Consider the following 22,070-nt stretch of genomic DNA (forward strand, 5'->3'; position numbering starts at 1 on the left):
ATGGCCACTGTCGAGATCCCGCAACAGCTTGCGGATTTCACCGTGCTCCAGAAGCTCGGAGTCGGCGGCAACGGAACCTTCTACCTCGCGGTGCCTCCTGCACGTCTCGGCCTGGCGGCCGATCGCGTGGTGGTCAAGGTCTTCAGCGGGGTGTGCAGCGACGACGCCTACCGTCGCGGCGTGCGCGAACTCCGGGCGTTCGCCGCGGTCGCCTCGCCCTACCTGGCCGGTCTGTACGACGCGGTCCTCCAGGGCCAGTTCATGTATGCGATGGAGTACTTCCCGATGGGCTCGCTCGGAACGCCGGCGCGTCCCCTCAGCCGGGACGAACGCCTGGCCGCGGTCGCCGACGCGGCGCGCGGCGTCGACGCCCTGCACGAGGCCGGGATCGCCCACGCCAACATCACCCCGTCGAGCATCATGGTGACCGAGACCGGCGGGAAGATCTCCGATCTCGGTCTCGCCCGGGTGCTCGCGGCCGAGGAGCCGATCACCAGTTTCGCCCAGCCGGGCGCCGTGCAGTACATGGACCCGGCACTTCTGGCCGGTGACGTGCCGTCCCGCGCGACCGACATCTGGTCTCTCGGTGCGTGTCTGCACCGTGCGCTCACCGACGAAGGGGTGTATGGCGAGGTGCCCGACGCCCAGCCGCTGCTGGCGATCCGAGCCGCCCTGTCGACCCCACCTGCGCTGTCGGAGAAGCTCGATCGCGACGAGCGCACACTGATCGCCAACTGTCTGGCGCTGGCCGGGAGCCGGCCGTCGACCGCGCTGCAGGTGGCCGAACGGATCGACGCCCTGCGGGGTCGTTGAGGATCGTTGCCGAACCGGGCACCGGTCACCCGAGTGGTGCGGATCGCCACCAGGCGTCGAGGATCTGCCGGCCGGAATGGCCCGGCCACGTGGTGATCACCGTGTACGGCTCGCGCACCGGCTCGACGAAGTTGGTGACCACCCAGCCGTCGGCGAGGCTGTCGCGGCTCGACGACGCGGGACCGTCCCGCCACTGGATCTCGTCACCCGGATAACCCTTGAGCGGTGCGGTGACGCTGTCCCGTGCGCCGGGGGTGGCCGTGTGCCAGACGACGTAGGTGACCTGCTCGGCGTCGGAGCAGGAGATGGCGTCGAGGCCGTCGCGGAACGTGGCCTGGCAGGACGCATCCCGCCAGCCCTGCTGATCGGGGGAGTCGGGCAGCAGTCGCGGGAACGCGTCGGCGATCGGTCCGACCGACGCCGGCCACGGTGGTGGCGCGTTGCGCGCGCCGAGGACGATCACGGCGCCCACACAGACCGCGACCACGACGAGCGCCACCAGAATCGGTGTGAGATTCCGGCGTCGTCGCGCGGCGGCAGACCGGGCAGGCGGCCGGACAGGACGTGACTCGACATCCAGGCGACGATCCTCGGGACGGCCGGCGACGAGCTCGGTCAGCCGGTCGGCATTGCCGGCGGGTTGGAAGACGCGCGGTGGCGAGTCGATCTTCTCGGTCGGTGGCTCCCCGTCGGTGTGGGTGAGGTGGAGGGCGAGGTCGGCGGCCCGGACGAACTCGGCGCAGGTCCGATAACGGTGGTCGGGCCGGGGATCGAGGGCCCGCGCCAGGACGGAATGGAAGGCGGGGGACACCGCGCCGGAGATCCGGTGCCGGGCAACCGATGTGGTCCCGGTAAGGAGTTCGACGAGCGTGCGGCCGAGGGCGGCCACGTCGGAGTCCGGGTGCGGGGTGGTCTCCCCGGGCGCGGGTGGTGTCAGGCCGAAGCCGTGGAGTGTGACCGCACCGGGGTCGGTGAGGTCGGATGCGGTGATCTCGGCGGCGGGGTCTCTGCGGGTCGTGATCAGGATGTCGGCGGTGGTGACTCCGCCGTGCACGAGCCTTCGACGGTGGGCGGCGTCGAGTGCCTCGCCGACCGCGGCGACGATCCGTACGGCCAGGTCGATGTCGACACCGTCCGCGTGGCGTCGGATCAGATCCGCGGCGTCGGTGGTGGGTATCGGCGCGGTGGCGACCCACAGCCGGCCGTCGGTGAGACCGTGCCCGGCGATCCGGGCGATCGCGGGATGCCTGATGCCCGAGACCAATTCATTGGAGTGGGCGAACCAGCTGCGGAACCGCGCATCCGCCGAACGTGCGCGGTCGATGACGGTGAGGACGACCGGGTCGGGTTCCGGTCGGCCCGCGGGAGGAGGAACCGGCGGCACCGGGATCGCGCGACAGGTCGTGCCGACCTCGTACTCACGGAGCACCCGCTCGATGCGATGCCCGGCGACCACCGACCCGGGAACGACCGAGCCGTGGGCGGGTGACGCGCCGCGGGTGAGGTCGAAGGACACGCTTGGCTCCCTGTGGTGTGAGAGCTCGAATTCTACCGGCCGCCGGAGGCGCTATTCGGTGTTCGACTCGAACAGCACGGGTGCCGAGTTGAACAGCATCACGATGAAGAACACCAGCAGGAACCATGCCCCGCCCTGCCACATCTGCCAGCGTCCACCGGATTTCCAGACCCGGTAGGTGCGAACCAGCATCGCGATCGCACCGATCATCACCACCACGGGTGAGGCGATGACGAGCACGTTCTGCACCGACTCCGACGCGGCGAGTCCGACGAGGAGGAGGCCCAGTCCCAACACGACGGTGATGGCGACGTGGATCACGATTGCGCGAAAGTCGTTGGAGTTCTGCGGAGTCGGGGAGGTCATGGTGAGCACCACGCTACACGGCCCCCGACACGCCGGTCGGAAGGACTTAGTGCTCATTGATGCCGGCAGTTCTCCGGAGCAGGATGGAGTTCGAGGACTCGGCTTCCACGAGGGGGTCGTGACGAGACGAGATGAGCCCAGAGGAGATCACCGACATGAACGCGATACTCGTTGGCGTGGACGGTTCGGAGGCGGCCACCGGTGCGGTGCGATGGGCGGCCAAGGCTGCGGCAGCGGAAGGTCTCGATCTCAAGATCGTCGGCGCCTACGACGCGAGCACCAGCGACTACGCGCCCGGCCTGATCATCCCGCAGGATGTCGTCGACGCCATCCGGCAGGACGCATCGGACGCCGTGCATGCTGCGAACGACGTCGCCAAGACGGCAGCGCCGAACGTCAGTGTCACGACGTCGATCGTCGACGGGGACGCGGCGCGCGTCCTCCTCGAGCTGGGCAAGGACGCCGCGATGATCGTGGTTGGCACCCGGCGGCTGGGCAGCGTGAAGGGCCTGTTCCTCGGCTCGGTGAGCATCAACGTCGCAGCCCACGCGCACGGCCGCGTGGCCGTCGTCGCCGCGGAGGGCTCCGACACCGGTCCGGTGGTGGTCGGCGTGGACGGCTCGCCGATCAGCGATGTGGCCGTGGCCGAGGCGTTCCGGCAGGCGTCGCTGCGCAACGCCCCGCTGGTCGCGGTCCACACCTGGACCCCGCTCGACGCCGACGCCCTGCACGGGTACGGGATCGGCCCCGAAGAGGTCGAGCGGATGACCCAGGACGCGGTCGAGGTGCTCGCCGAGCGACTGGCCGGGTACGCGCAGGACTACCCGGACGTCCGGGTGGAACGACGCGTGTTGCCCGAGGAACCGGCGAAGGCGCTGCTCGACGCGGCCGGGACCGACGCCCAGCTCGTCGTCGTGGGCAGCCGCGGACGCGGCGGATTCCGCGGACTGATGCTCGGCTCGACCAGCCAGAAGGTCATGCACAACGCCGAATGCCCGGTCTTGGTGGTGCGCAACTGACCGGGGCGGTGCCTACCATCGACGCATGACGCTGAAGAGACTCGAGCTCTCGGTCGGGGAGCTCGCGCAGCGGGCGGGCATCGCGCCGTCGGCGGTCCGGTTCTACGAGGAGCAGGGGCTGATCTTCAGCCGGCGGACCGCCGGCAACCAGCGGCGCTACCACCGGGCGATGCTGCGCCGGGTCGCGTTCATCCGGGCCTCGCAGGTCGCCGGCATCCCGCTGTCGGTGATCGGCGAGGTGCTCGCCGAACTCGGTGACCACGAATCCCCGTCGAAGTCGATGTGGGAGGCGGCGTCGAAACGCTGGATGGACGACATCAACCACCGCATCTCCCTGCTCGAGAGCATGCGCGACATGATCGGTTCCTGCGTCGGGTGTGGATGCCTGTCGCTCGGCGAATGCCACCTGCTCAACCCGGGAGACGAACTGAACAAACTCGGTCCCGGCCCCCGCCGCCTCATGACCGAGTGATCACCTCCCGCGATCTCGGCGGGCGAACCTGCGGCGGTAGGGTTGCGGCATGGCTCGACCGTCGCGCGTGGCGCTGGCTCTGGGAAGTGGCGGCGCTCGCGGGTACGCGCACATCGGCGTGATCGCCGAGCTCGAGGCACGTGGATTCGAGATCGTCACCGTCGCCGGATCATCGATGGGTGCGCTGGTCGGGGGACTGTACTGCGCGGGCAAGCTCGACGACTACGTCGACTGGACCTCGGGCCTGTCCCAGCTCGACGTCGTGCGGCTCCTCGACGTCTCCCTCACCAAACCCGGCGTCATCGGTGCCGAACGCATCCTCACCCGCGTGCGGGAGATCCTCGGCGACACCGCGATCGAGGATCTGCCGATCCCGTTCACGGCCATCGCCACCGACCTGTCCGCCGGTCGTGCGGTGTGGTTCCAGCGCGGCAACCTCGCCGACGCGCTCCGTGCCTCGATCGCGATCCCGGGCGTGATCAGCCCGCACGAACACAAGGGGCGACTGCTCGCCGACGGCGGCATCCTCGACCCGCTGCCCGTCGCGCCGACCTCGGGCGTCCCCAGCGACGTCACGATCGGCGTGATCCTCGGCTCCGACGGCGGGCCCGAGACGGGTGCCAGCCGGCAGCCCAAGGCGAAGGGCCTGCTCCGACGAAACGTCGCGCCCATCCTCGACAACGAGTTCGTGCGCTCGGTGCGTGACCGCTTCGGTTCGGAGACCGGCGACCTCGCGGATACCGAGGTCGCGACCGACGGCGCGGACGAGGTCGCGCCGGCTGCCGTCCCCGACGCGGAGGGCGCGGTCGTGGTCGATACCGCCGCGGTGTCTCCGGACACCGCCGACGAGCCTCAGCGGATGGGTCGCGTCGAGGTGCTCAGCCGGTCGCTCGACATCATGCAGGAGGCCCTGACCCGCTATCAGGTCGCCGGCTATCCGCCGGACGTCCTGATCCGCGTGCCGCGTCGTGCGGTGCGCACCCTCGACTTCCACAAGGCCACCGAGATGATCGATCTCGGACGCGAACTCACCGCGAAGGCTCTCGACGATCTGCCCGAGCTGCCATGAGGCAGATCCCTCGCGGCATCTGGGTGCTGCTGTCGGCCAACGTCGTCATCGCACTCGGTTATGGCTTCATCGCGCCCGCCCTGCCGAGTTTTGCTCGCGCGTTCAACGTCTCGTTCACCGCGGCCACCGCGGTGGTGTCCGCCTTCGCGATCATGCGCCTGCTGTTCGCCCCGACGGGCGGACGTCTCGTGACGATGTTCGGCGAACGACGCTTCTACCTCACCGGGCTCCTCATCGTCGCGGCCAGCACCCTGGCTTGTGCCTTCGCACAGTCGTATTGGCAGCTCCTGGTCTTCCGCGGTCTGGGCGGCATCGGGTCGACGATGTTCAGCATCTCGGCGATGGCACTGTTGATCCGGATGTCGCCCAGCGACATTCGGGGTCGGGTGTCGGGCCTGTTCTCCGCGGGGTTCCTGATCGGCAGCATCACCGGACCGTTGATCGGTGCCGCCCTGGTGGGTTTCGGCCTGCGCGTGCCGTTCGTCGTGTACGCCGTCGCGCTGCTGGTCGCATCGGCGGTCGTGGCCACCCAGCTGCGCGAGGTGATCGCCCCCGATCAGGCCGAGGGCCCGACGGCCGGCCTCATCGGTTTCCGGACCGCCCTGCGCGACAGCGCCTATCGGGCCATCCTCGCGTCGAACTTCACGCAGGGCTGGGCATCGATGGGCGTGCGCGTCGCGGTCGTCCCGCTGTTCATCACCGAGGGGCTCGGTGCGGGGGCGGGGATGGCCGGGATCGTGCTGGCGGTCTACGCGGCCGGCAACGTCCTCGCGATCCTCGTCGCGGGCAGGCTCTCCGACCGGTTCGGTCGTCGGCCGATCATGCTGCCGGGGCTGACGATCACCGTCGTCGCCACCATCGCACTCGGGTTCTCGCCGAACGTGCCCGTCGCGCTGGCGCTGTCGGTGCTCGCCGGCGTCGGGTCCGGGCTGTTCGCCCCCACCCATCAGGCCGCGCTGGCCGATGTCCTGGGCAACCGCCAGCAGGGTGGGTCGGCACTCGCGGCGTTCGGCATGTCCTCCGACCTCGGCGCGGTGACCGGGCCGGTGATCGTCGGGTTCGTGGCCGACCGTGTCGGCTTCGGCCCCGCGTTCGTGCTGACCGGCGTGGTCGCGTCGATCGCCCTGGTCACGTGGCTGTTCGCCCGCGAGACCGCGCCGGCGATCGTCGGTCAGGGTCCGACGTTCACCCACGATGAGGCGGCCGATCGTGACGGAACGAATTACGGTTGAGCGATGACGCGTGACGGGCAGCAGGACGCTTCGAACGGGAGTGCCGCGACCGGGTGGGACTACGCCCTGGGGGCCGATTCCGAGGTCGGCACGCTGCGTGCGGTGATGCTGCACCGTCCCGGTGACGAGCTGCGGCGCCTGACGCCGCGCAACAACGATCAACTGCTGTTCGACGGGCTGCCCTGGGTCGACCGTGCGCAGGAGGAACACGACGCGTTCGCCGCGGTGCTGCGGGATCGCGGCGTCGACGTCTATCTGCTCGGCGACCTGCTCACCGAGACGATCGCGCACAGCGGGGCCGCCCGCATCCAGGGCATCGCGGCCGCCGTCAGCGCACGCCGTCTGGGGACGCATCTCGCCGAGGATCTCGCGAGGCACCTGCGCGGACTCGCGCCCGCGGAGCTGTCACACGTCCTGACCGCCGGGATGACCTTCGACGAGCTCCCGATCACGCCGTCGGCGGAGCGTTCGTCGCTGGTCCGCCGGATGCATCACGGCCCCGAGTTCGCCATCGAACCGCTGCCGAACCTGCTGTTCACCCGCGACAGCTCGTTCTGGATCGGTTCGCGGTTCGCGATCACCTCCCTGGCACTTCCCGCGCGGGCACGCGAGACATCGCTGACCGACCTCATCTACGCGCATCACCCTCGTTTCACCGGTGCCCGACGCGCCTACGAGTCGCAGGTCGCGCCGGTCGAGGGCGGAGACGTGCTGCTCCTCGCCCCGGGTGTCGTCGCCGTCGGGGTCGGGGAGCGCACCACGCCGGCCGGTGCGGAAGCGCTGGCGCGCAGCCTCTTCGACGATCATCTCGCGCACACCGTGCTCGCGGTGCCCATCGAACAGGCGCGGGCGTTCATGCACCTCGACACCGTCTGCACCATGGTCGACACCGATGCGGTGGTGATGTATCCCAACATCCGCGACCACATGTCGGCGTTCACCCTCGCCCACGACCCGGCCACCGACGCCGTACACGTCACGGGGGAGCGGCCTTTCGTCGAAGCGGCCGCCGAGGCGATGGGTATCGGCAAGCTCAGGGTGATCGACACCGGCCTCGACCCGGTGACCGCCGAGCGCGAGCAGTGGGACGACGGCAACAACACCCTCGCCCTGTCCCCGGGTGTCGTCGTGTCCTACAACCGGAACGTGGAAACCAATCGACGCCTGCGTGATTCGGGTATCGAGGTCATCGAGATCGAGGGTCGTGAACTCGGCTCGGGTCGTGGTGGGCCCCGGTGCATGTCGTGTCCGCTGGCGCGGGATCTGTTGTGAGGACCGGCCATGAGCTCATCGCTGCTGGACAATCTGACGGTGGACCCGGCTTCGGACCGGCCACCCTTCGAGCAGGTGCGGCTCCGCATCATCGAACTGATCGCCGACGGCACGCTGCTCACCGGTGAACGCCTGCCGACCGTCCGGGCACTCGCCGCGCATCTCGACCTCGCCCCCAACACCGTGGCGAAGACCTACCGCGAACTCGAGGCGGCCGGGGTGATCGAGACCCGCGGACGCTCGGGCTCGTTCATCAGGGCCGGCCGGCACGACGCCCACGATGCCGGGTTCGCGGCGGCGACGACCTACGTCGAGACCGCCCGTGACCTGGGTCTTGACGACAAAACGATCGTCGCTCTGGTGGAGCGGGCGCTGCGCGCGACTTGAAATGGCAGCACCGACGTTGCTTTGGTGGACTCATGACAAGTGAACAGAACGTGCCGTCTGGCCGTGCGCGGGACTCCTCGCACGGACGTGGTGGGGGGAGTCGGCCCGCACGACCACGGTTGGATCCCGTGGTCTTCTCGGTCACTGCCCTCATCGTCATCGCCTTCGTCGCCTGGGGTCTCGCCGACAAGGACGGCCTCAACTCGACGAGTGCCGACGTCCTGGGGTGGATCACCACCAACCTCGGGTGGTTGTTCATCCTCTCCGCGACCGGTTTCGTCATCTTCGCGGTGTTCCTCGCGGTGTCCAAGTACGGGCGCATCCCTCTCGGCCGCGACGACGAGACGCCGCAGTTCCGTACCATCAGCTGGATCGCGATGATGTTCAGCGCCGGAATGGGTATCGGCCTGATGTTCTTCGGTGCCTACGAACCGCTCTTCCACTTCGTCAGTCCGCCACCGGAGATCGGCGCCGAGGACGTGCGCGCCGCGATGGCCACCACGATGTTCCACTGGGGATTCCACCCTTGGGCGATGTACGCGGTCGTCGGACTGGCCCTGGCGTACAGCACATTCCGGCTGGGGCGCACGCAGCTGATCAGCTCGGTGTTCGAGCGACTGTTCGGTCCGAAGGTGTCCAACGGTCCGGCCGGCAAGGTCATCGACATCCTCGCGATCTTCGCGACGCTGTTCGGCACGGTCGCGTCGCTGGGTCTCGGTGCACTGCAGATCGGTTCGGGCCTGGACAAGATCGGTTGGGTTCATGAACCCACGAAGCTCCTCCTGGTCGGGATCATCGCGATCCTCACCGCCGCATTCGTCGCCTCCGCGGTCTCGGGCATCGCCCGCGGCATCCAGTGGCTCTCGAACATCAACATGGTGCTCGCGGTCGTGCTCGCGGCCTTCGTCTTCGTCGTCGGCCCGACGATCTTCATCCTCAACCTGCTGCCGACCACACTCGGTGCCTACTTCACCGACCTGACGACCTTCGCGGCCCGTTCGGATGCGACCGTGGCGTCCGAGGCAGGCCAGCAGTGGCTTTCCGACTGGACCATCTTCTACTGGGCGTGGTGGGTCTCGTGGACCCCGTTCGTCGGCCTGTTCCTGGCCAAGATCAGTCGCGGGCGGACCATCCGCGAGTTCGTGATCGGCGTCATGGTGGTCCCGACGACGGTGTCGCTGGTCTGGTTCTGCGTGTTCGGCGGTACCGCGATCCGGGAACAGATGACCGGGGTGCTCGACTTCGACGCGGCCAACGACGCCAGCGAGGACACCCTGTTCGACGTGCTGGCGAACCTGCCGTGGGCCGGCGTCGCGTCGGCGCTGGTGATGATCCTGGTGGCGATCTTCTTCGTCTCGGGCGCCGATTCCGCCTCGCTGGTGATGGGGACGCTGTCACAGCGCGGCGCGGAGGAACCCTCACGCCTGATCACGGTGTTCTGGGGTGTGCTCACCGGCGTGGTGGCCGCACTGCTCCTGGCGATCAGCGGGGATGACGCCCTCGACGGCATCAAGACGATGGCCATCATCGCAGCCCTGCCGTTCGTCCTGGTGATGATCGGCATGTGCCTGTCGCTGTACTCGGACCTCCGGCACGATCCGCTCATCGTGTCCCGCACCGTGTTGTCCGCACGCGTCGACGAGCATGTCCGAGAACAAGCCGAGGCGATCGCCACCGGAGAACTCGACTCCATCCACGCCGACGCCGTGCGGCATCTCGAGATCATCGAACCCGAGATCGTCGAGCAGGCCGGACTCAACGGTGACGGGACGGTCCCGGCCGCCAAGAAGGACGGTTCCCCGGCCTGACGGCACGGCCGATGCACTGTGGCGGCAGTACTCAGCCCCAGCTGGGCAGCCAGATCTGCTGCCGCCACAGTCCCGGTGAGATCGGGGACGCGGTGAGAATCGGCCACAGCCACACGAAGTTGGTGACGACCAGCGCCACGTAGACGGCGACCACGATGATCGACAGCACCCGGCGTTCCGGCCGCGCGCGGGCCGTGGTCGCCGTCGCGCGCAGCAGGTCACCGCAACAGAGCGCGAGACCCATCACGAGGAACGGGGCCAGCGCCGTCGCGTAGAAGAAGTACATCTGCCGGTCGAGGGACACGAACCACGGCAGGATGCCGGCACAGTAGCCGACGACGACCGCGGCGTAACGCCAGTCGCGGCGGACGATCCACGACCACAGACCCCACAGCAGCATGGGCAGTGCGAGCCACCACAGCGCGGGCGAACCGATCAGCATCTGCGCACGGACGCACTCACCCGTGCCGCACTGGTCGGGCCCGTTCTCGAGGGCGTAGAGCATGGGGCGCAGGCTCATCGGCCAGGTCCAGGGCTTGGACTCCCACGGATGCTGGTTGCCTGCCGAGTTGGTCAGCCCGGAATGGAACTCGAGGATGCCGGACTCGTAGTACCAGAGCGAACGCCACGCCCCGGGCACCCAGGAGAAGGTGCCGCCGGTACCGATGGAGTTGCCCTCGGAGTAGCGGTAGACGGCGGTCTCGCTGTTGAACCACGGGATGTAGGTCAGGAAGTAGATGGCCACCGGCATCACCGCGAGGCTCGCACCGGCGGGCACGACGTCGCGGACGAGCGTGCCGACCCACGGGCGCTGCACGTGATACGCGCGGCGGGCCGCGACGTCGAAACCGATCGCGAGCGCCATGAAGAAGAGGACGTAGTAGACGCCGGACCACTTGGTCCCGCAGGTGAGACCGAGCATGACGCCGGCGGTGAAGCGGTACCAGCGGAAACCGAGGCGCGGTCCGAACGGACTGTCGCCCACCCGGCCCTCGAGGTAGACGCGATACATCCGTTCGCGGACCTGGTCGCGGTCGGCGACGAGCGCGGCGAAGGCGGCGACGATGAACAGGGCCTGGAAGATGTCGAGCATCCCCATCCGGGACTGCACGAACAACACGCCGTCGCAGATCGCGAAGATCCCGGCGATCGCACCGACGAGTGTGGACCGGGTCAGCCGGCGCACGACGCAGTAGACGAGGACGACGATGAGGACGCCGGCGATCGCCGGCGCGACCCGCCAGCCGAGCGGGCCGTATCCGAACACGGCTTCTGATGCTGCGAGCATCCACTTGCCGATCGGTGGATGCACCACGAGCCCGTACGCCGGGTTGTCCTCGATCCAGTTGCCGCCGGTGAGCACCTGCCAGCCCTGCGGCACGTAGTGCTTCTCGTCGAAGACCGGGGTGCCCTTGTCCGTGGGGTGACTCAGATTCCAGAACCGGGTCAGGACGGCGACGAGCGTGATGACGACGCCGACCACCAGGCCGCGACCGCGATCCGGCGCACCGAACAGCGGGGCCGGGACCTCCGGTCCGAGGCGGGGCGGCGGGACCGCGGCGGGGACCGGGACACCGGCGGGCACAGAGGTGTCACGCGCGGCGGTGATGGTCACCCGCTCGATCCTAGTGGGCCCTCGTAAGCTGGCTGACGATGAATGCCGCCGAGCCCGACACGCACTCCACCGACGACCCCGCACCCGACACCGGGACGACGGGCCGGCTGGTGCTGGCCGCCACACCCATGGGGCAGGTCGGCGACGCCTCGCCCAGGTTGCGGTCGGCCCTGCAGACGGCCGACATCGTCGCCGCCGAGGACACCCGCCGCACCCGTGCGCTGGCCACCGCGCTCGGCGTCGAGATCGGCGGACGCGTCGTCAGCTACTACGACCAGGTGGAGGCGGCCCGGACACCCGGACTCGTCGAAGCGATCGCCGGTGGCGAGACGGTCCTGCTCGTCACCGACGCGGGGATGCCGTCGGTCAGCGACCCCGGTTACCGGATCGTGGTGGCCTGCGCCGAGGCCGGCCTGCCCGTGACGGCACTGCCCGGCCCGTCGGCGGTGACGACGGCACTCGCGGTGTCGGCGTTGCCGTCGGAGCGGTTCTGCTTCGAGGGATTCGCGCCACGCAAGCCGGGGGCCCGCGCGGACTGGCTGCGGGAACTCGTCACCCAGCCGCGCACGGCCGTCTTCTTCGAGTCGCCGCACCGGCTGGCCGACACCCTGGCCGCGGCGGCCGAGATCCTTGGGCCCGACCGGCGCGCCGCGGTGTGCCGGGAGATGACGAAGACCTACGAGGAGGTCCGCCGCGGCGGTCTGGCCGAACTGGCCGACTGGGCGGCGGGCGGCGTCAGGGGCGAGATCACGGTGGTGATCGCCGGCGCGGTGCCCACCGAACCCGACGTCGAGGATCTGGCCGACCGCGCCGAGGAACTGGTGGCCGGCGGGATGCGGCTCAAAGACGCCTGCGCAGAGGTCACGCAGGGCTCGGGTGCCTCGCGGCGCGACGTCTACCAGTCGGTTCTCGATAGGCGTCGAGCTGATCCGAGCTGACCCGCAGCTCGACGCGCGGCGCCAGCCGGTAGGGCCGGCTCGAGACGAGCGCACCCACGACGCGGCGCAGTCGCGACAGCTCGGCGCGCACGCTGACGGTGTGATTCTGGTCGCCGAAGAGCAACTGGCTCAACTGTTGTGAGGTCAGTCCCTGGTCGCCCGCATCGGCCAGCAGCAGCAGGATCTGCGCGTGGCGACGGGTGAGGACCGTGCGCCACGGGTCGTCGTCGCCGGAGACCGTGATCGTCGGCTCTCCGTCGAGGTCGAGTTCGGCGATGACCGGGCCCGAGGGGCCCGCCGGACGCACCAGCCAGCCCGTCCCGAGTCGTTCGACGACGCACATCCCGAGTCCGGGTACGAACTGACGCATGTCCTCGGTCGGCGCGGCCACCCGGACCGGTGGCGTGCACCCACGACCTTCGGCGACCCAGCCGTCGTCGTCGATGAGGAGTCCGGGCCCGTGCAGGCCGGCCAGCTGGGCCGCGCCGTGGTAGCGGAGGTCGGCGAGTGCGCGCTGATGGGCGAGCGTCACCTCGTGCTCGCCCAGCGTGGCCAGGGCGGCCGTGAACGCCGAGACCGCCGGCTGCATCTGCATCGCCGGGCCGGCGAGCCCGGCGACCGCGATCATCTCGCCGGTGCGCGGGTCGTGAACCGGTGTCGCGGTGCAGTACAACCCGTGCAGCGATCGGCTGTAGTGCTCCGGGCCGAAGAGACGGCTGGGTCGGCGGTTGCGGATCGCCAAACCCACGGCGGTGGTCGCGGCGGAATCCTCGTCCCACCGGCTGCCCTCCACGAGACCGAGGCGGTTCGCCTCGGGGAACACCGCGGGCGAGCCGCCGCGCCACAGCATCACGCCGTCGGCGTCGAAGATGCCCAGGGCCATCAGCGGGTCGTCGGTCGACTGGGCGAACACCCGCTTGAGGGAGTCCACCGCGTGGCGGAGCGGATGGGCGGCCCGGCGGGCTTCGAGCTCGTCGCGGCTGATGCGTCCGCGATGGTGATCGTCGACCGTCGAGGGATGGTCCGCGGCCTGCACGCGGCTCCAGGACTCGACCACCTCACCCGCGAATCCGGGAGGCGGTGTCGCGCCGGACATGATGGCCTCGCGGTCGCGATTGATCTCCCGGACGAGCTCCGTGAGGTCGGTTGTCGCCTGGATGGACAGAGTCATGGACGGAATGTTACCGAAATCAACGATCAAGTCCGGTATTTAGGATGCTGCAGCGTATGCGGTCAAATGTTAGCGACGATGCTGGAAGCCTTGTCGAGACATTCCTGCCACTCGCTCTCCGGGACGGAGTCGATCGTGATGCCGCCGCCGACGCCGAGTCCGAGACTGCCGTCCGGCGCGATCTCGACCGTACGGATGGCCACGTTCAGATCGAGGGCCCGGTCGGGTCCGGCGATGCCGATCGCCCCGCAGTAGACGCCGCGGGCGGCATGCTCCCAATCGGCGAGCAGTTCCATCGCGCGCAGCTTGGGGGTGCCGGTGACCGACGCGGGCGGGAAGGTCGCGTCGAGCACGGCGTCGTTGCCGGTGCCGGGCCGCACGATCGCCTCGACTCGCGAGACCAGGTGCCAGACGCCGGGCGCGGGCACCACCGACAGGAGTTCGGGCACCCGGACGCTGCCGGTGACCGCGATCCGCCCCAGGTCGTTGCGGACGAGGTCGACGATCATGATGTTCTCCGCGATGTCTTTCGCGGAGGCGGACAGTGCGTCGGGGTCGGCGTGTGCGGGCAGTGTCCCCTTGATCGGTGAGGAACTGATGATGTTGCCGGTACGACGCAGGAAGGTCTCCGGCGACAGGCTTGCCACCGCACCCCAAACACCCTGCAGGAAAGCCGCTTTCGGAGGGGCCGTGGCTCCGGCGAGGTCGGCGAAGAAGTCCACCGGGTCTGAAGACAACGTGCCGGTGAACCGGGTGCACACGCACGCCTGATACACCTCGCCGGCGCGGATGGCGTCGAGACAGTGTCCGATCGCGGCCAGATGCGGTTCGCGTGCCGGCGGGTTCCAGGCGGTCGTCGTGGGGCGCTCGACCTGCGGGTGCGGGGCGTCGAGCACCGCGTGCGCCCAGTCGGGTATGCCGGTGCCGAGTGTGGACCACTCGCCGTCGCGGAGGACGAGAACACCGTCGGTGAGGCCGCCGGCATTCGTCGGCAGCGCCGACTCGTCGGCGCGCACCGGGAAGCCGATGTGCCCGAACCAGAAGCGGTCCGGGTCGTCGGGCGGGGTGCAGCCCGGGACGATCTCGATGCTCGGCGCGATCACCGCGTCGGCGCCGAGCCAGTCACCGATCAGCGCCGCGGGCGGTGGGAGGCCCCGGGTGAGGGTCTCGGCATGGACAGCCCGGAGTGCATCGAGCGCGGACGCGGCCATGAGCGGCGAGGTCGGTCAGTTCTCGTAGCGCGGGAACACGGGGGACGGCTTCGGCAGCGCGGTTCCCACCGCCAGACGGGTGGTGACCGCGCTGAACTGACGGTCGTCGCCGACGGCGAGGAGGTCGAGGATCTTGTTCGACGATTCCGGCATGACCGGCTGGCTCAGCACCGCGACGATGCGCACCACCTCGGCGCACACATAGAGCACGGTGCCGGTCCGGTCGAGGTCGGTCTTCGCGAGCTTCCACGGTTCCTGCGCGGAGATGTACCGGTTGGTCTCGGCCAGCGTCGACCACAGCGCCTCGAGGCCGAGGTGGATGGCCTGGTTGTCGAAGTGCTCGCGGACGGTCCCGAGCAGCGAGTCGGCCCGGTCCAGCAGGGCCTTGTCGGCGTCGGTGAGGTCAGCAGCCGCCGGCACCACGCCGTCGAAGTACTTGCCGATCATCGACAGGGTGCGCTGGGCGAGGTTGCCGAACTCGTTGGAGAGGTCGGCGTTGATGCGCGACACGATCGCCTCGGCCGAGTACGACCCGTCCTGGCCGTACGACACCTCGCGCAGGAAGAAGTAGCGCACCGGATCGAGGCCGAACTCGTCGATGAGGTTCTCCGGGTCGACGACGTTGCCGACCGACTTGGACATCTTCTCGCCCTTGTTGAACAGGAAGCCGTGTGCGAAGACCCGCTTGGGCAGTTCGACGCCCGCGCTCATCAGGAAGGCCGGCCAGTACACGCAGTGGAACCGGATGATGTCCTTGCCGATGATGTGCAGGTCGGCGGGCCAGAAACGCTCGAAGGTCGCGGCGTCGTCGGGGAAGCCGACACCGGTGAGGTAGTTGGTCAGCGCGTCGACCCACACGTACATGACGTGCTCGGGATGGTCGGGGACCGGGACGCCCCAGTCGAAGGTCGTCCGCGACACCGACAGGTCGGTGAGCCCGCCCTTGACGAAGCTGATGACCTCGTTGCGGCGGACGTCTGGTCCGATGAAGTCGGGCTGCGCCTCGTACAACTCGAGGAGCTTGTCCTGGTAGGCCGAGAGCCGGAAGAAGTAGGTCTCCTCCTCGGTCCAGGTCACCACATGCCCGGTGTCGGAGGCGACGCGGTCGCCGGCGTCGTCGACCTCGGTGTCGGCCTCGGCGTAGAAGGTCTCGTCGCGGACGTCGTACCAGCCGGAATACTTGTCGAGGTAGATGTCACCGCGGTCGCTCATCCGCTTCCACAGTTCCTCCGACGCCCGCTTGTGGTCCTCGTCGGACGTGCGGATGAAACGGTCGAAGCTCGAGCCGAGACGTTCCTGCAACGACTGGAATCGATCGGAGTTGCGGTTCGCGAGTTCGGCGGTGGGGATGCCCTCGGTCTGTGCGGTCTGCTGCATCTTCTGACCGTGGACGTCGGTGCCGGTCAGGAACCGGACGTCGAAACCGTCGAGGCGCTTGAACCGTGCGAGGGCATCTGCGGAGATGTACTCGTAGGCGTGCCCGATGTGCGGTGCGCCGTTGGGATACGCGATCGCGGTGGTGAGGTAGTACGGCCGCCCCGCGCCGTACGAGGTGCCGTCCTCGGCCGGGCCGGACAGATCAGGGCTGGTCAGATCGGGTGCCATAGTGCTCCACAGAGTACCGACCGGCAGCCGCCGACAGCCAATCGCGGGTCGGCCCCGCTCACCGGGATCGGAACGGCCCGATCGCCCGCGCGGTACGGGCGACCGTCTCGTCGGCATCGTCGGCCAGCTCGGTCAGGGTCCTCGACGCCGCATCGCCGGTGATCTCCGCCAGTGCCTGGACCAGGCGCAGCCGTACCGACGGGTCCGGATCGGTGCCGAGGCGGTCCACGAGCCGGGCGACGATCCCGCCGTTGTCGTCCTGCGTCGCCAGGATCTCGGCGGCCTCGACATCGCGGTCCCCGGCGGCGACGAGTTCGACGAGGACGTCCACCGCGGTGTCGACGCCGCGACGGCCGAGGGTGAGGGCGACCGTTCGCCGGACCCCGGGGTCGGGGTCGGTCAACGACGCCTCGAGCACCGCGGTGGCCCGAGCGTCGTCGATCGCGGTGAGTGCGGTGGTCACGCGTCGCCGCACCGTCGCGTCGCCATCGGTCAGCCGGGCGGCGAGCTGGTCGAGCGCTCCCGGAGTCTGCGCCAGCGCCCAGCGGAGCGCGCCGGCGACGTTCTCGTCGGATTCGGCGAGCAGGGCGTCGGTCAGCGCCTCGGCGGACAGTCCGGCCTCGCCTGCTCGCAGCGCCGCGCGCTGGCGGTGGGCGGGGTGTTCGGAGTGCACCGCACGGAGCAGGCCGACCACGTCGAGCACGGCCGGCCAGTCGTCGGCGCCGGTCACCCGGATCTGTTGCAGTCGATTCAGCAACCGGGCGTCGGCGGCCATCCGATCCCTGGTGTCCTGGATCAGCTTCTCCATCAACGCGTCCGGCGCAAAGGACGGATCGTCGAGGGCGCGGCCGACGTCGCGCAGCGACAACCCCAGCGACCGCAGGCTTTCCACGTGCAGCAGACGTTCGATGTCGGCGTCGGAGTACTCGCGGTAACCGCCCGTCGTGCGGCCGGTCGGCCGGACGAGGCCGAGCGCGTCGTAGTGACGCAGCATCCGGGTGCTGACACCCGAACGCCGCGCCACCTCGCCGATCAGCACGGCGGACTCGAATCCTCCACGGACGCGCCGATTTTCGTCATCCGCGTGGCATGCTCGAGCGCAGCGGCGAAGTCGCTGTCCGGGTCGTCGAGGAGTCGCGCGGTGGCCTCGGCATGCGCACGGACCCTGGGCTCTCGATGGCGACGAGCGTGGTGAGTGCCTCGAGGGACGCCTCACCCAGGGCGGCCAGCGCCCGACTCAGGCTGCGCTGCATTTCGATCGGGCCTCGCCCGAGTTCCCGGGCCAGTTCGCCCGCGAGTGCCGGCTCCTCGCCCGACGGGACGAGGGCCACTGCGGCGCGCCATGCGGTCCGGGCGACCTCGGGATCGGCGTCGTGCAGCAGATCTGTGGTGACGGCCGGCCACGCGGACCGGTCGCCGACCTTCGACAGCGTGTGCAGCGCCTGGCTGCGGGCCTGCGGCAGGTCCGAGACCAGCTCGCCGACGAGCCGCGGCACCGTCACCTCCGCAGGAGCCTGGTCAGCGCCCATGTCAGCATGTCCCGGACGAAGAAGTCTTCTTCGACGCCGCAGCGCGCGATCAGATCGCCGGTCAGAAGCGGGTCCGGCTGGGTGCCCGCCGCCAGCGCCGCACGCAGACGCGTCGACGGGTCGGGTGCGTACAGTGCGGCCGTGATCGTCTGGGTCATCGTCAACACCTCCTCGCACCCACTACAGACCCTGTCACAGTGTGAAGGTCAAGAAGGGTGACGACGAGGTGTCGAGGTCTGCTCAGATCTCGCGGCGGTAGGGCTCGCAACCGGGAGGCGCTTTGGGCGGTTCCCGATACTCGAGGTCGGGGATCTTCATGCTCACCGGTGCCGACGTGAGGGTGAACTTCTCGCCGTGGTGCGAGAGGTCGATCGGCGGTCCGGACAGCAAACGGTAGGTGGCGTGTTCCTTGTCCACCGCGACCACGAACTTCGACTCCCGCACGATCATGCGGAACGACATGTACGTCAACCGGCTCGGCAACCGCGGTGCGAAGGTGATCTGCCCGCCGAAGTCACGCATGCCGCCGAAACCGGCGACACAGTCGGTCCACGCGCCGGCGAGCGCGGCGATGTGCAGGCCGCTGTTGACGTTGTTGTGCAGGTCGTGAAGATCGGTGAACACCGACTCGGCCAACAGGTCGTAGGCGAGGTCGAGGTAGCCGACCTCGGCCGCGGTGACCGCCTCACAGCACGCCGACAGCGACGAGTCGCGCACGGTGATCGGGTAGTAGTAGTCGAAGTTGCGGAGCTTCTGTTCGGCGGTGAACGAATCGCCGAACAAGTAGGTCGCATAGACCAGGTCGGCCTGCTTGACGACCTGTTTGCGGTAGAGGTCGTAATACGGATAGTTCAAGAGCAACGGGTAGCGACCGACTGAGGACTCGAAATCCCAAGCGCCGAGGAGCGTGAAGGACTCGCACTGCTGATGCACCCCGAGTGCCTCGTCATAGGGGATCGACATGTCGTCCGCGCACGATTCCCAGTGTGCTGCTTCGGCTGTCGTCACCCCGAACTGTTCGGCGAGGTCGGGGCGGCGGTGGACCGCCGCCACCGCGTCGCGTAGGTTCTGCTGCGCTGCGAGGTTGGTGAAGACGTTGTTGTTGACCACCGCCGTGTATTCGTCCGGCCCGGTCACGCCGTCGATCCGGAACTTGCCGTTGACGTCGTGGTGTCCGAGGCCGGCGAACAACCGGGCGGTCTCCACGAGAAGTTCGACGCCGCACTCGGTTTCGAACTGTTCGTCGTCGGTGGCGCGCAGGTAGCGGGCGGTGGCGTTGGCGATGTCGGCGGACACGTGCACACCGGCCGTGCCCGCGGGCCAGTAACCCGAACACTCGTCGCCGTTGATCGACCGCCACGGGAACATCGCACCGCGCTGGCCGAGTTCGGCGGCGCGGGCCTTCGCCTTGTCCATGGTGGCGTGACGCCAGCGGAGCTCCTCGCCGGCCGCGGCGGGCACCGTGTAGGTGAGCATCGGCAGGATGAAACTCTCGGTGTCCCAGAAGGTGTGGCCGTCGTAACCGGGACCGGTGAGTCCCTTGGCCGGGATCGCGCGGGACTGCCCGCGGGCGCCGGCCTGCAGGACGTGGAACAGGGCGAACCGAACCGCCTGCTGGAGTTCGGGATCGCCGTCGAGCTCGATGTCGGCGTCGCGCCAGAAGTCCTCGAGGTAGCGGACCTGATCGGCCTTGAGCGAGTCCCAGCCGGTCTCCATCGCCATCGCCAGCGCCGCGTCGACCTGTGCGCGCAGCGCCGGGACCGAGCGTCGGGCCGACCAGCCGTAACCCATGTACTTGGTGAGGGTCAGGCTCTTGCCCTTCGGCACGTTCGCCGCGATGGTGAGGCGGGCGAGGTCGCCGTCGGCGCGGATGAAGGTGTCGGCCTTGTCCGGGAAGTAGATCTCGTGATCCATGCCGGCGGCGATGTGCAGACCGGACTGCTTGGTGTGGTGGACCAGCATGCCCCAGTAGTTGCGGCAGGTCGCGAGGTCCGACACCAGCGGGGCGTCGAGTGCGGCGGCGAGACGCGGGTCGTTCCCGGGGGCCGGGACCGGCTCGTTGGCCAGGAGGTCGGACTGCAGGACGAGTTTCATGTCCTCGTCGACGGGTTCCACCTCGTAGCGGATGGCCGCGATGGTGCGCTTGGTGAACGAGACGAGACGTTCGGACTTGATGCGCACGGTGCGCCCGGTCGGGGACGTCCAGAGGGTGTGGCGACGCAGTGTGCCGGTGCGGAAGTCGAGTGTCCGTTCGTGTTCTTCGGTACGGCCGTACCGGAGGTCCATCGGCTCGTCCTCGACGAGCAGGCGGATGATTTTGCCGTCGGTCACGTTCACGACCGTTTGGCCCGATTCCGGGTAGCCGTAACCGCTCTCCGCGTAGGGGAGACCGCGCAACTCGTAGAAGCCGTTGAGGTAGGTACCCGGATGATCGACCGGTTCACCCTCCTCGAAGGTGCCGCGTAAACCGATGTGCCCGTTGGACAACGCGAACAACGTTTCGGTGCGGCCGAGCATGTCGAGGTCGACTCCGCCGCTCCACTTCAGCTGCCACGGGTGGATCTCGAACCCGTGTGCCTTGTCCGCGCTCATGCGGGCAGCAATTCGTCGAGATCGTTGACGACGATGTCGGCGCCGGCGGCGCGCATCGCCTCGGCCTGACCCCCGCCGACACGATCTATGCCCACGACGTAGCCGAATTTGCCTGCGCTACCGGCCCGTACGCCGGAGATGGCGTCCTCGAAGACCGCGGCCGCAGCGGGTTCGACGCCCATCAGTTCGGCTCCCAGGAGATAGGAGTCGGGAGCGGGTTTGCCGTTGAGGCCACGCGCGGCGATCTCGAGACCGTCGACGCGGACCTCGACGAATCCCGACAGGTCGGCAGCTTCGAGCACTGGTCCTCCATTCTTCGACGACGTCACGACCGCGATGCGCAGACCGGCATCGCGTGCCGCGTTGAGGTACCGCACCGAACCGGGGTAGGCATGACCTCCGTCTTCGGCGAGGCTGACGAGGAACATGTCGTTCTTGCCGTTCCCGATCGCGGCCACGGTCGCGGGGTCGACGTCGGTGATCCCGCGCGACGCCAGGAAGGCCCGTACCCCGTCCTCGCGGGGACGCCCGTCGACATAGTCGAGGTAGTCCTGGTCGGTGAACTCCACGAAGCCGGGCGCGTCCACGCCGCCCGCGCGATCGGCGAGGAAGGCGTCGAACGTCTTCTTCCAAGCCTTGCGGTGGAGTACCGCGGTTTCGGTGAGGACCCCGTCGAGATCGAAGAGCGCGACAGTGATCACTTCTGGCAATCCCAACACGATCCGCAACGCTACCCGCCTGAGTCGGGTAAGGCGCGATGAAGCGCGATAGCGCGCGTCAGGCGGAGCTGACCGACTGGGCTCCTGTTGCCGGCGAACGACCGTCGTCCCAGAAACCGATGGATTCCAGCTGTGCGATCAGGCGGTCGCGTGCGTCCTCGAAGGCGGAGACGATCTCGGCCTTGATGCCGGCGGTGTCGCCCTCGCGCAGCAGTTCGATGAGTCGCCGGTGGCTGGCCGCGGCGGACAGGCCCCACTCCGTGTCGCTCGAATACAGCTGCAGCGGATTGTATTTGCTGGCCGAGTACTGGAACCAGGCGAGTTTCTTGCTCTCGGCCATCAGGTGCACCTTGCGGTGGAAGGCGAACTCCGCGGACAGCACCTGGTCGGCTCGCCCGGAGTCGACGGCAGTCTCGAGGTCGTCGACGAGCGCAGCCAGTTCGCCAAGATGTTCGTCCAGATGCGGGTTCTGGGCGGCATGACTCGCGAGGCGTGCGGAGAGTTCGGCCTGCATCCAGAAGGTGTCGACGATGTCGCCACGGGTGAGCGTCTCGACGATGAAGCCGCGGTGCAGGGACTGCTTGACGAGTCCCTCGCCGCGGAGGGTCGCGAGCGCCTCGCGGACCGGGGTGACGCTGCACCCGAGTACCGATGCGGTCTCGTCGAGCCGGACGAAGTCGCCCGGCCGCAGGACACCGGTCATGATGCGCGTGCGCAGGTAGTCGGCCACCTCGAC

General features: G+C 68.9%; 19 protein-coding genes and 1 pseudogene. 9 read left to right on the forward strand and 11 right to left on the reverse strand.

Annotated features, from left to right (window positions below; genetic code table 11):
- On the forward strand, positions 1-813 hold the full coding sequence (locus BJF87_RS06125) for a protein kinase domain-containing protein (RefSeq protein WP_006357841.1): 813 nt from the start codon (positions 1-3) through the stop codon (positions 811-813).
- A 25-nt stretch (positions 814-838) separates the two neighbouring features.
- On the opposite strand, the gene BJF87_RS06130 is transcribed toward BJF87_RS06125, so the two are convergent.
- Complete coding sequence (locus BJF87_RS06130; protein WP_075862826.1) at positions 839-2,329, reverse strand: serine/threonine protein kinase; 1,491 nt, start codon at positions 2,327-2,329, stop codon at positions 839-841.
- Positions 2,330-2,380: 51 nt separating this feature from the next.
- Positions 2,381-2,695: a hypothetical protein gene (locus BJF87_RS06135; protein ID WP_075862888.1), complete on the reverse strand. Its 315-nt coding sequence runs from the start codon at positions 2,693-2,695 to the stop codon at positions 2,381-2,383.
- 155 nt (positions 2,696-2,850) lie between these two features.
- Here BJF87_RS06135 and BJF87_RS06140 point away from each other — a divergent pair, with 155 nt between their 5' ends.
- From BJF87_RS06140 to BJF87_RS06170, 7 genes are read left to right on the forward strand one after another with little or no spacing between them, the layout of a single operon-like run.
- Positions 2,851-3,714 (forward strand): universal stress protein, encoded by an 864-nt coding sequence (locus tag BJF87_RS06140; protein ID WP_075862889.1) that lies wholly within the window; start codon positions 2,851-2,853, stop codon positions 3,712-3,714.
- A 25-nt stretch (positions 3,715-3,739) separates the two neighbouring features.
- A complete protein-coding gene (soxR, locus tag BJF87_RS06145) occupies positions 3,740-4,186 on the forward strand; it encodes a redox-sensitive transcriptional activator SoxR (RefSeq protein ID WP_006357845.1) in 447 nt (148 codons plus the stop codon).
- 49 nt (positions 4,187-4,235) lie between these two features.
- Entirely contained in the window at positions 4,236-5,255 is a 1,020-nt protein-coding gene (locus BJF87_RS06150) for a patatin-like phospholipase family protein (RefSeq protein ID WP_075862827.1), read from the forward strand.
- The gene (locus BJF87_RS06155) at positions 5,252-6,487 is read left to right on the forward strand and encodes an MFS transporter (RefSeq protein ID WP_075862828.1); all 1,236 of its coding nucleotides are present in this window, start codon (positions 5,252-5,254) and stop codon (positions 6,485-6,487) included. Before BJF87_RS06150 ends, BJF87_RS06155 begins: the two co-directional genes overlap by 4 nt.
- 3 nt (positions 6,488-6,490) lie before the next feature.
- Complete coding sequence (locus BJF87_RS06160; protein ID WP_075862829.1) at positions 6,491-7,759, forward strand: arginine deiminase; 1,269 nt, start codon at positions 6,491-6,493, stop codon at positions 7,757-7,759.
- Between the two features lie 9 nt (positions 7,760-7,768).
- On the forward strand, positions 7,769-8,146 hold the full coding sequence (locus BJF87_RS06165; RefSeq protein ID WP_006357849.1) for a GntR family transcriptional regulator: 378 nt from the start codon (positions 7,769-7,771) through the stop codon (positions 8,144-8,146).
- A gap of 32 nt (positions 8,147-8,178) precedes the next feature.
- The gene (locus BJF87_RS06170; protein WP_230461917.1) at positions 8,179-9,954 is read left to right on the forward strand and encodes a BCCT family transporter; all 1,776 of its coding nucleotides are present in this window, start codon (positions 8,179-8,181) and stop codon (positions 9,952-9,954) included.
- Positions 9,955-9,985: 31 nt separating this feature from the next.
- Here BJF87_RS06170 and BJF87_RS06175 read toward each other — a convergent pair whose 3' ends face one another.
- Complete coding sequence (locus BJF87_RS06175; RefSeq protein ID WP_075862830.1) at positions 9,986-11,569, reverse strand: dolichyl-phosphate-mannose--protein mannosyltransferase; 1,584 nt, start codon at positions 11,567-11,569, stop codon at positions 9,986-9,988.
- A gap of 38 nt (positions 11,570-11,607) precedes the next feature.
- Here BJF87_RS06175 and rsmI point away from each other — a divergent pair, with 38 nt between their 5' ends.
- Positions 11,608-12,507, forward strand: a complete 900-nt coding sequence (gene rsmI / locus BJF87_RS06180; protein WP_075862831.1) for a 16S rRNA (cytidine(1402)-2'-O)-methyltransferase — start codon at positions 11,608-11,610, stop codon at positions 12,505-12,507.
- Here the strand turns inward: rsmI and BJF87_RS06185 are convergent.
- From BJF87_RS06185 to BJF87_RS06220, 8 genes and pseudogenes are all read right to left on the reverse strand, one after another.
- On the reverse strand, positions 12,431-13,678 hold the full coding sequence (locus tag BJF87_RS06185; protein WP_006357854.1) for a helix-turn-helix domain-containing protein: 1,248 nt from the start codon (positions 13,676-13,678) through the stop codon (positions 12,431-12,433). The genes rsmI and BJF87_RS06185 overlap by 77 nt on opposite strands.
- Positions 13,679-13,740: 62 nt before the next feature.
- A complete protein-coding gene (locus BJF87_RS06190) occupies positions 13,741-14,889 on the reverse strand; it encodes an aminodeoxychorismate synthase component I (RefSeq protein ID WP_075862832.1) in 1,149 nt (382 codons plus the stop codon).
- 15 nt (positions 14,890-14,904) lie between these two features.
- On the reverse strand, positions 14,905-16,494 hold the full coding sequence (metG, locus tag BJF87_RS06195; RefSeq protein ID WP_075862833.1) for a methionine--tRNA ligase: 1,590 nt from the start codon (positions 16,492-16,494) through the stop codon (positions 14,905-14,907).
- A gap of 58 nt (positions 16,495-16,552) precedes the next feature.
- Positions 16,553-17,533, reverse strand: coding sequence for a HEAT repeat domain-containing protein (locus BJF87_RS06200; protein ID WP_035750346.1), 981 nt, complete (start codon positions 17,531-17,533; stop codon positions 16,553-16,555).
- Positions 17,527-18,181, reverse strand: a pseudogene (locus tag BJF87_RS06205) (HEAT repeat domain-containing protein). The gene BJF87_RS06200 and the pseudogene BJF87_RS06205 overlap by 7 nt, the downstream one beginning before the upstream one ends.
- An 82-nt stretch (positions 18,182-18,263) precedes the next feature.
- Complete coding sequence (locus tag BJF87_RS06210) at positions 18,264-20,615, reverse strand: glycoside hydrolase family 65 protein (RefSeq protein ID WP_035750352.1); 2,352 nt, start codon at positions 20,613-20,615, stop codon at positions 18,264-18,266.
- A complete protein-coding gene (locus tag BJF87_RS06215) occupies positions 20,612-21,334 on the reverse strand; it encodes an HAD family phosphatase (protein ID WP_035750865.1) in 723 nt (240 codons plus the stop codon). The genes BJF87_RS06210 and BJF87_RS06215 overlap by 4 nt, the downstream gene beginning before the upstream one ends.
- 58 nt (positions 21,335-21,392) lie before the next feature.
- Positions 21,393-22,064, reverse strand: coding sequence for a GntR family transcriptional regulator (locus tag BJF87_RS06220; RefSeq protein ID WP_262338886.1), 672 nt, complete (start codon positions 22,062-22,064; stop codon positions 21,393-21,395).
- Between the last annotated feature and the right edge of the window lie 6 nt (positions 22,065-22,070).

It is taken from the genome of Gordonia sp. CNJ-863 (genome assembly GCF_001942325.1).
Classification (GTDB): Bacteria; Actinomycetota; Actinomycetes; order Mycobacteriales; family Mycobacteriaceae; genus Gordonia; species Gordonia alkanivorans.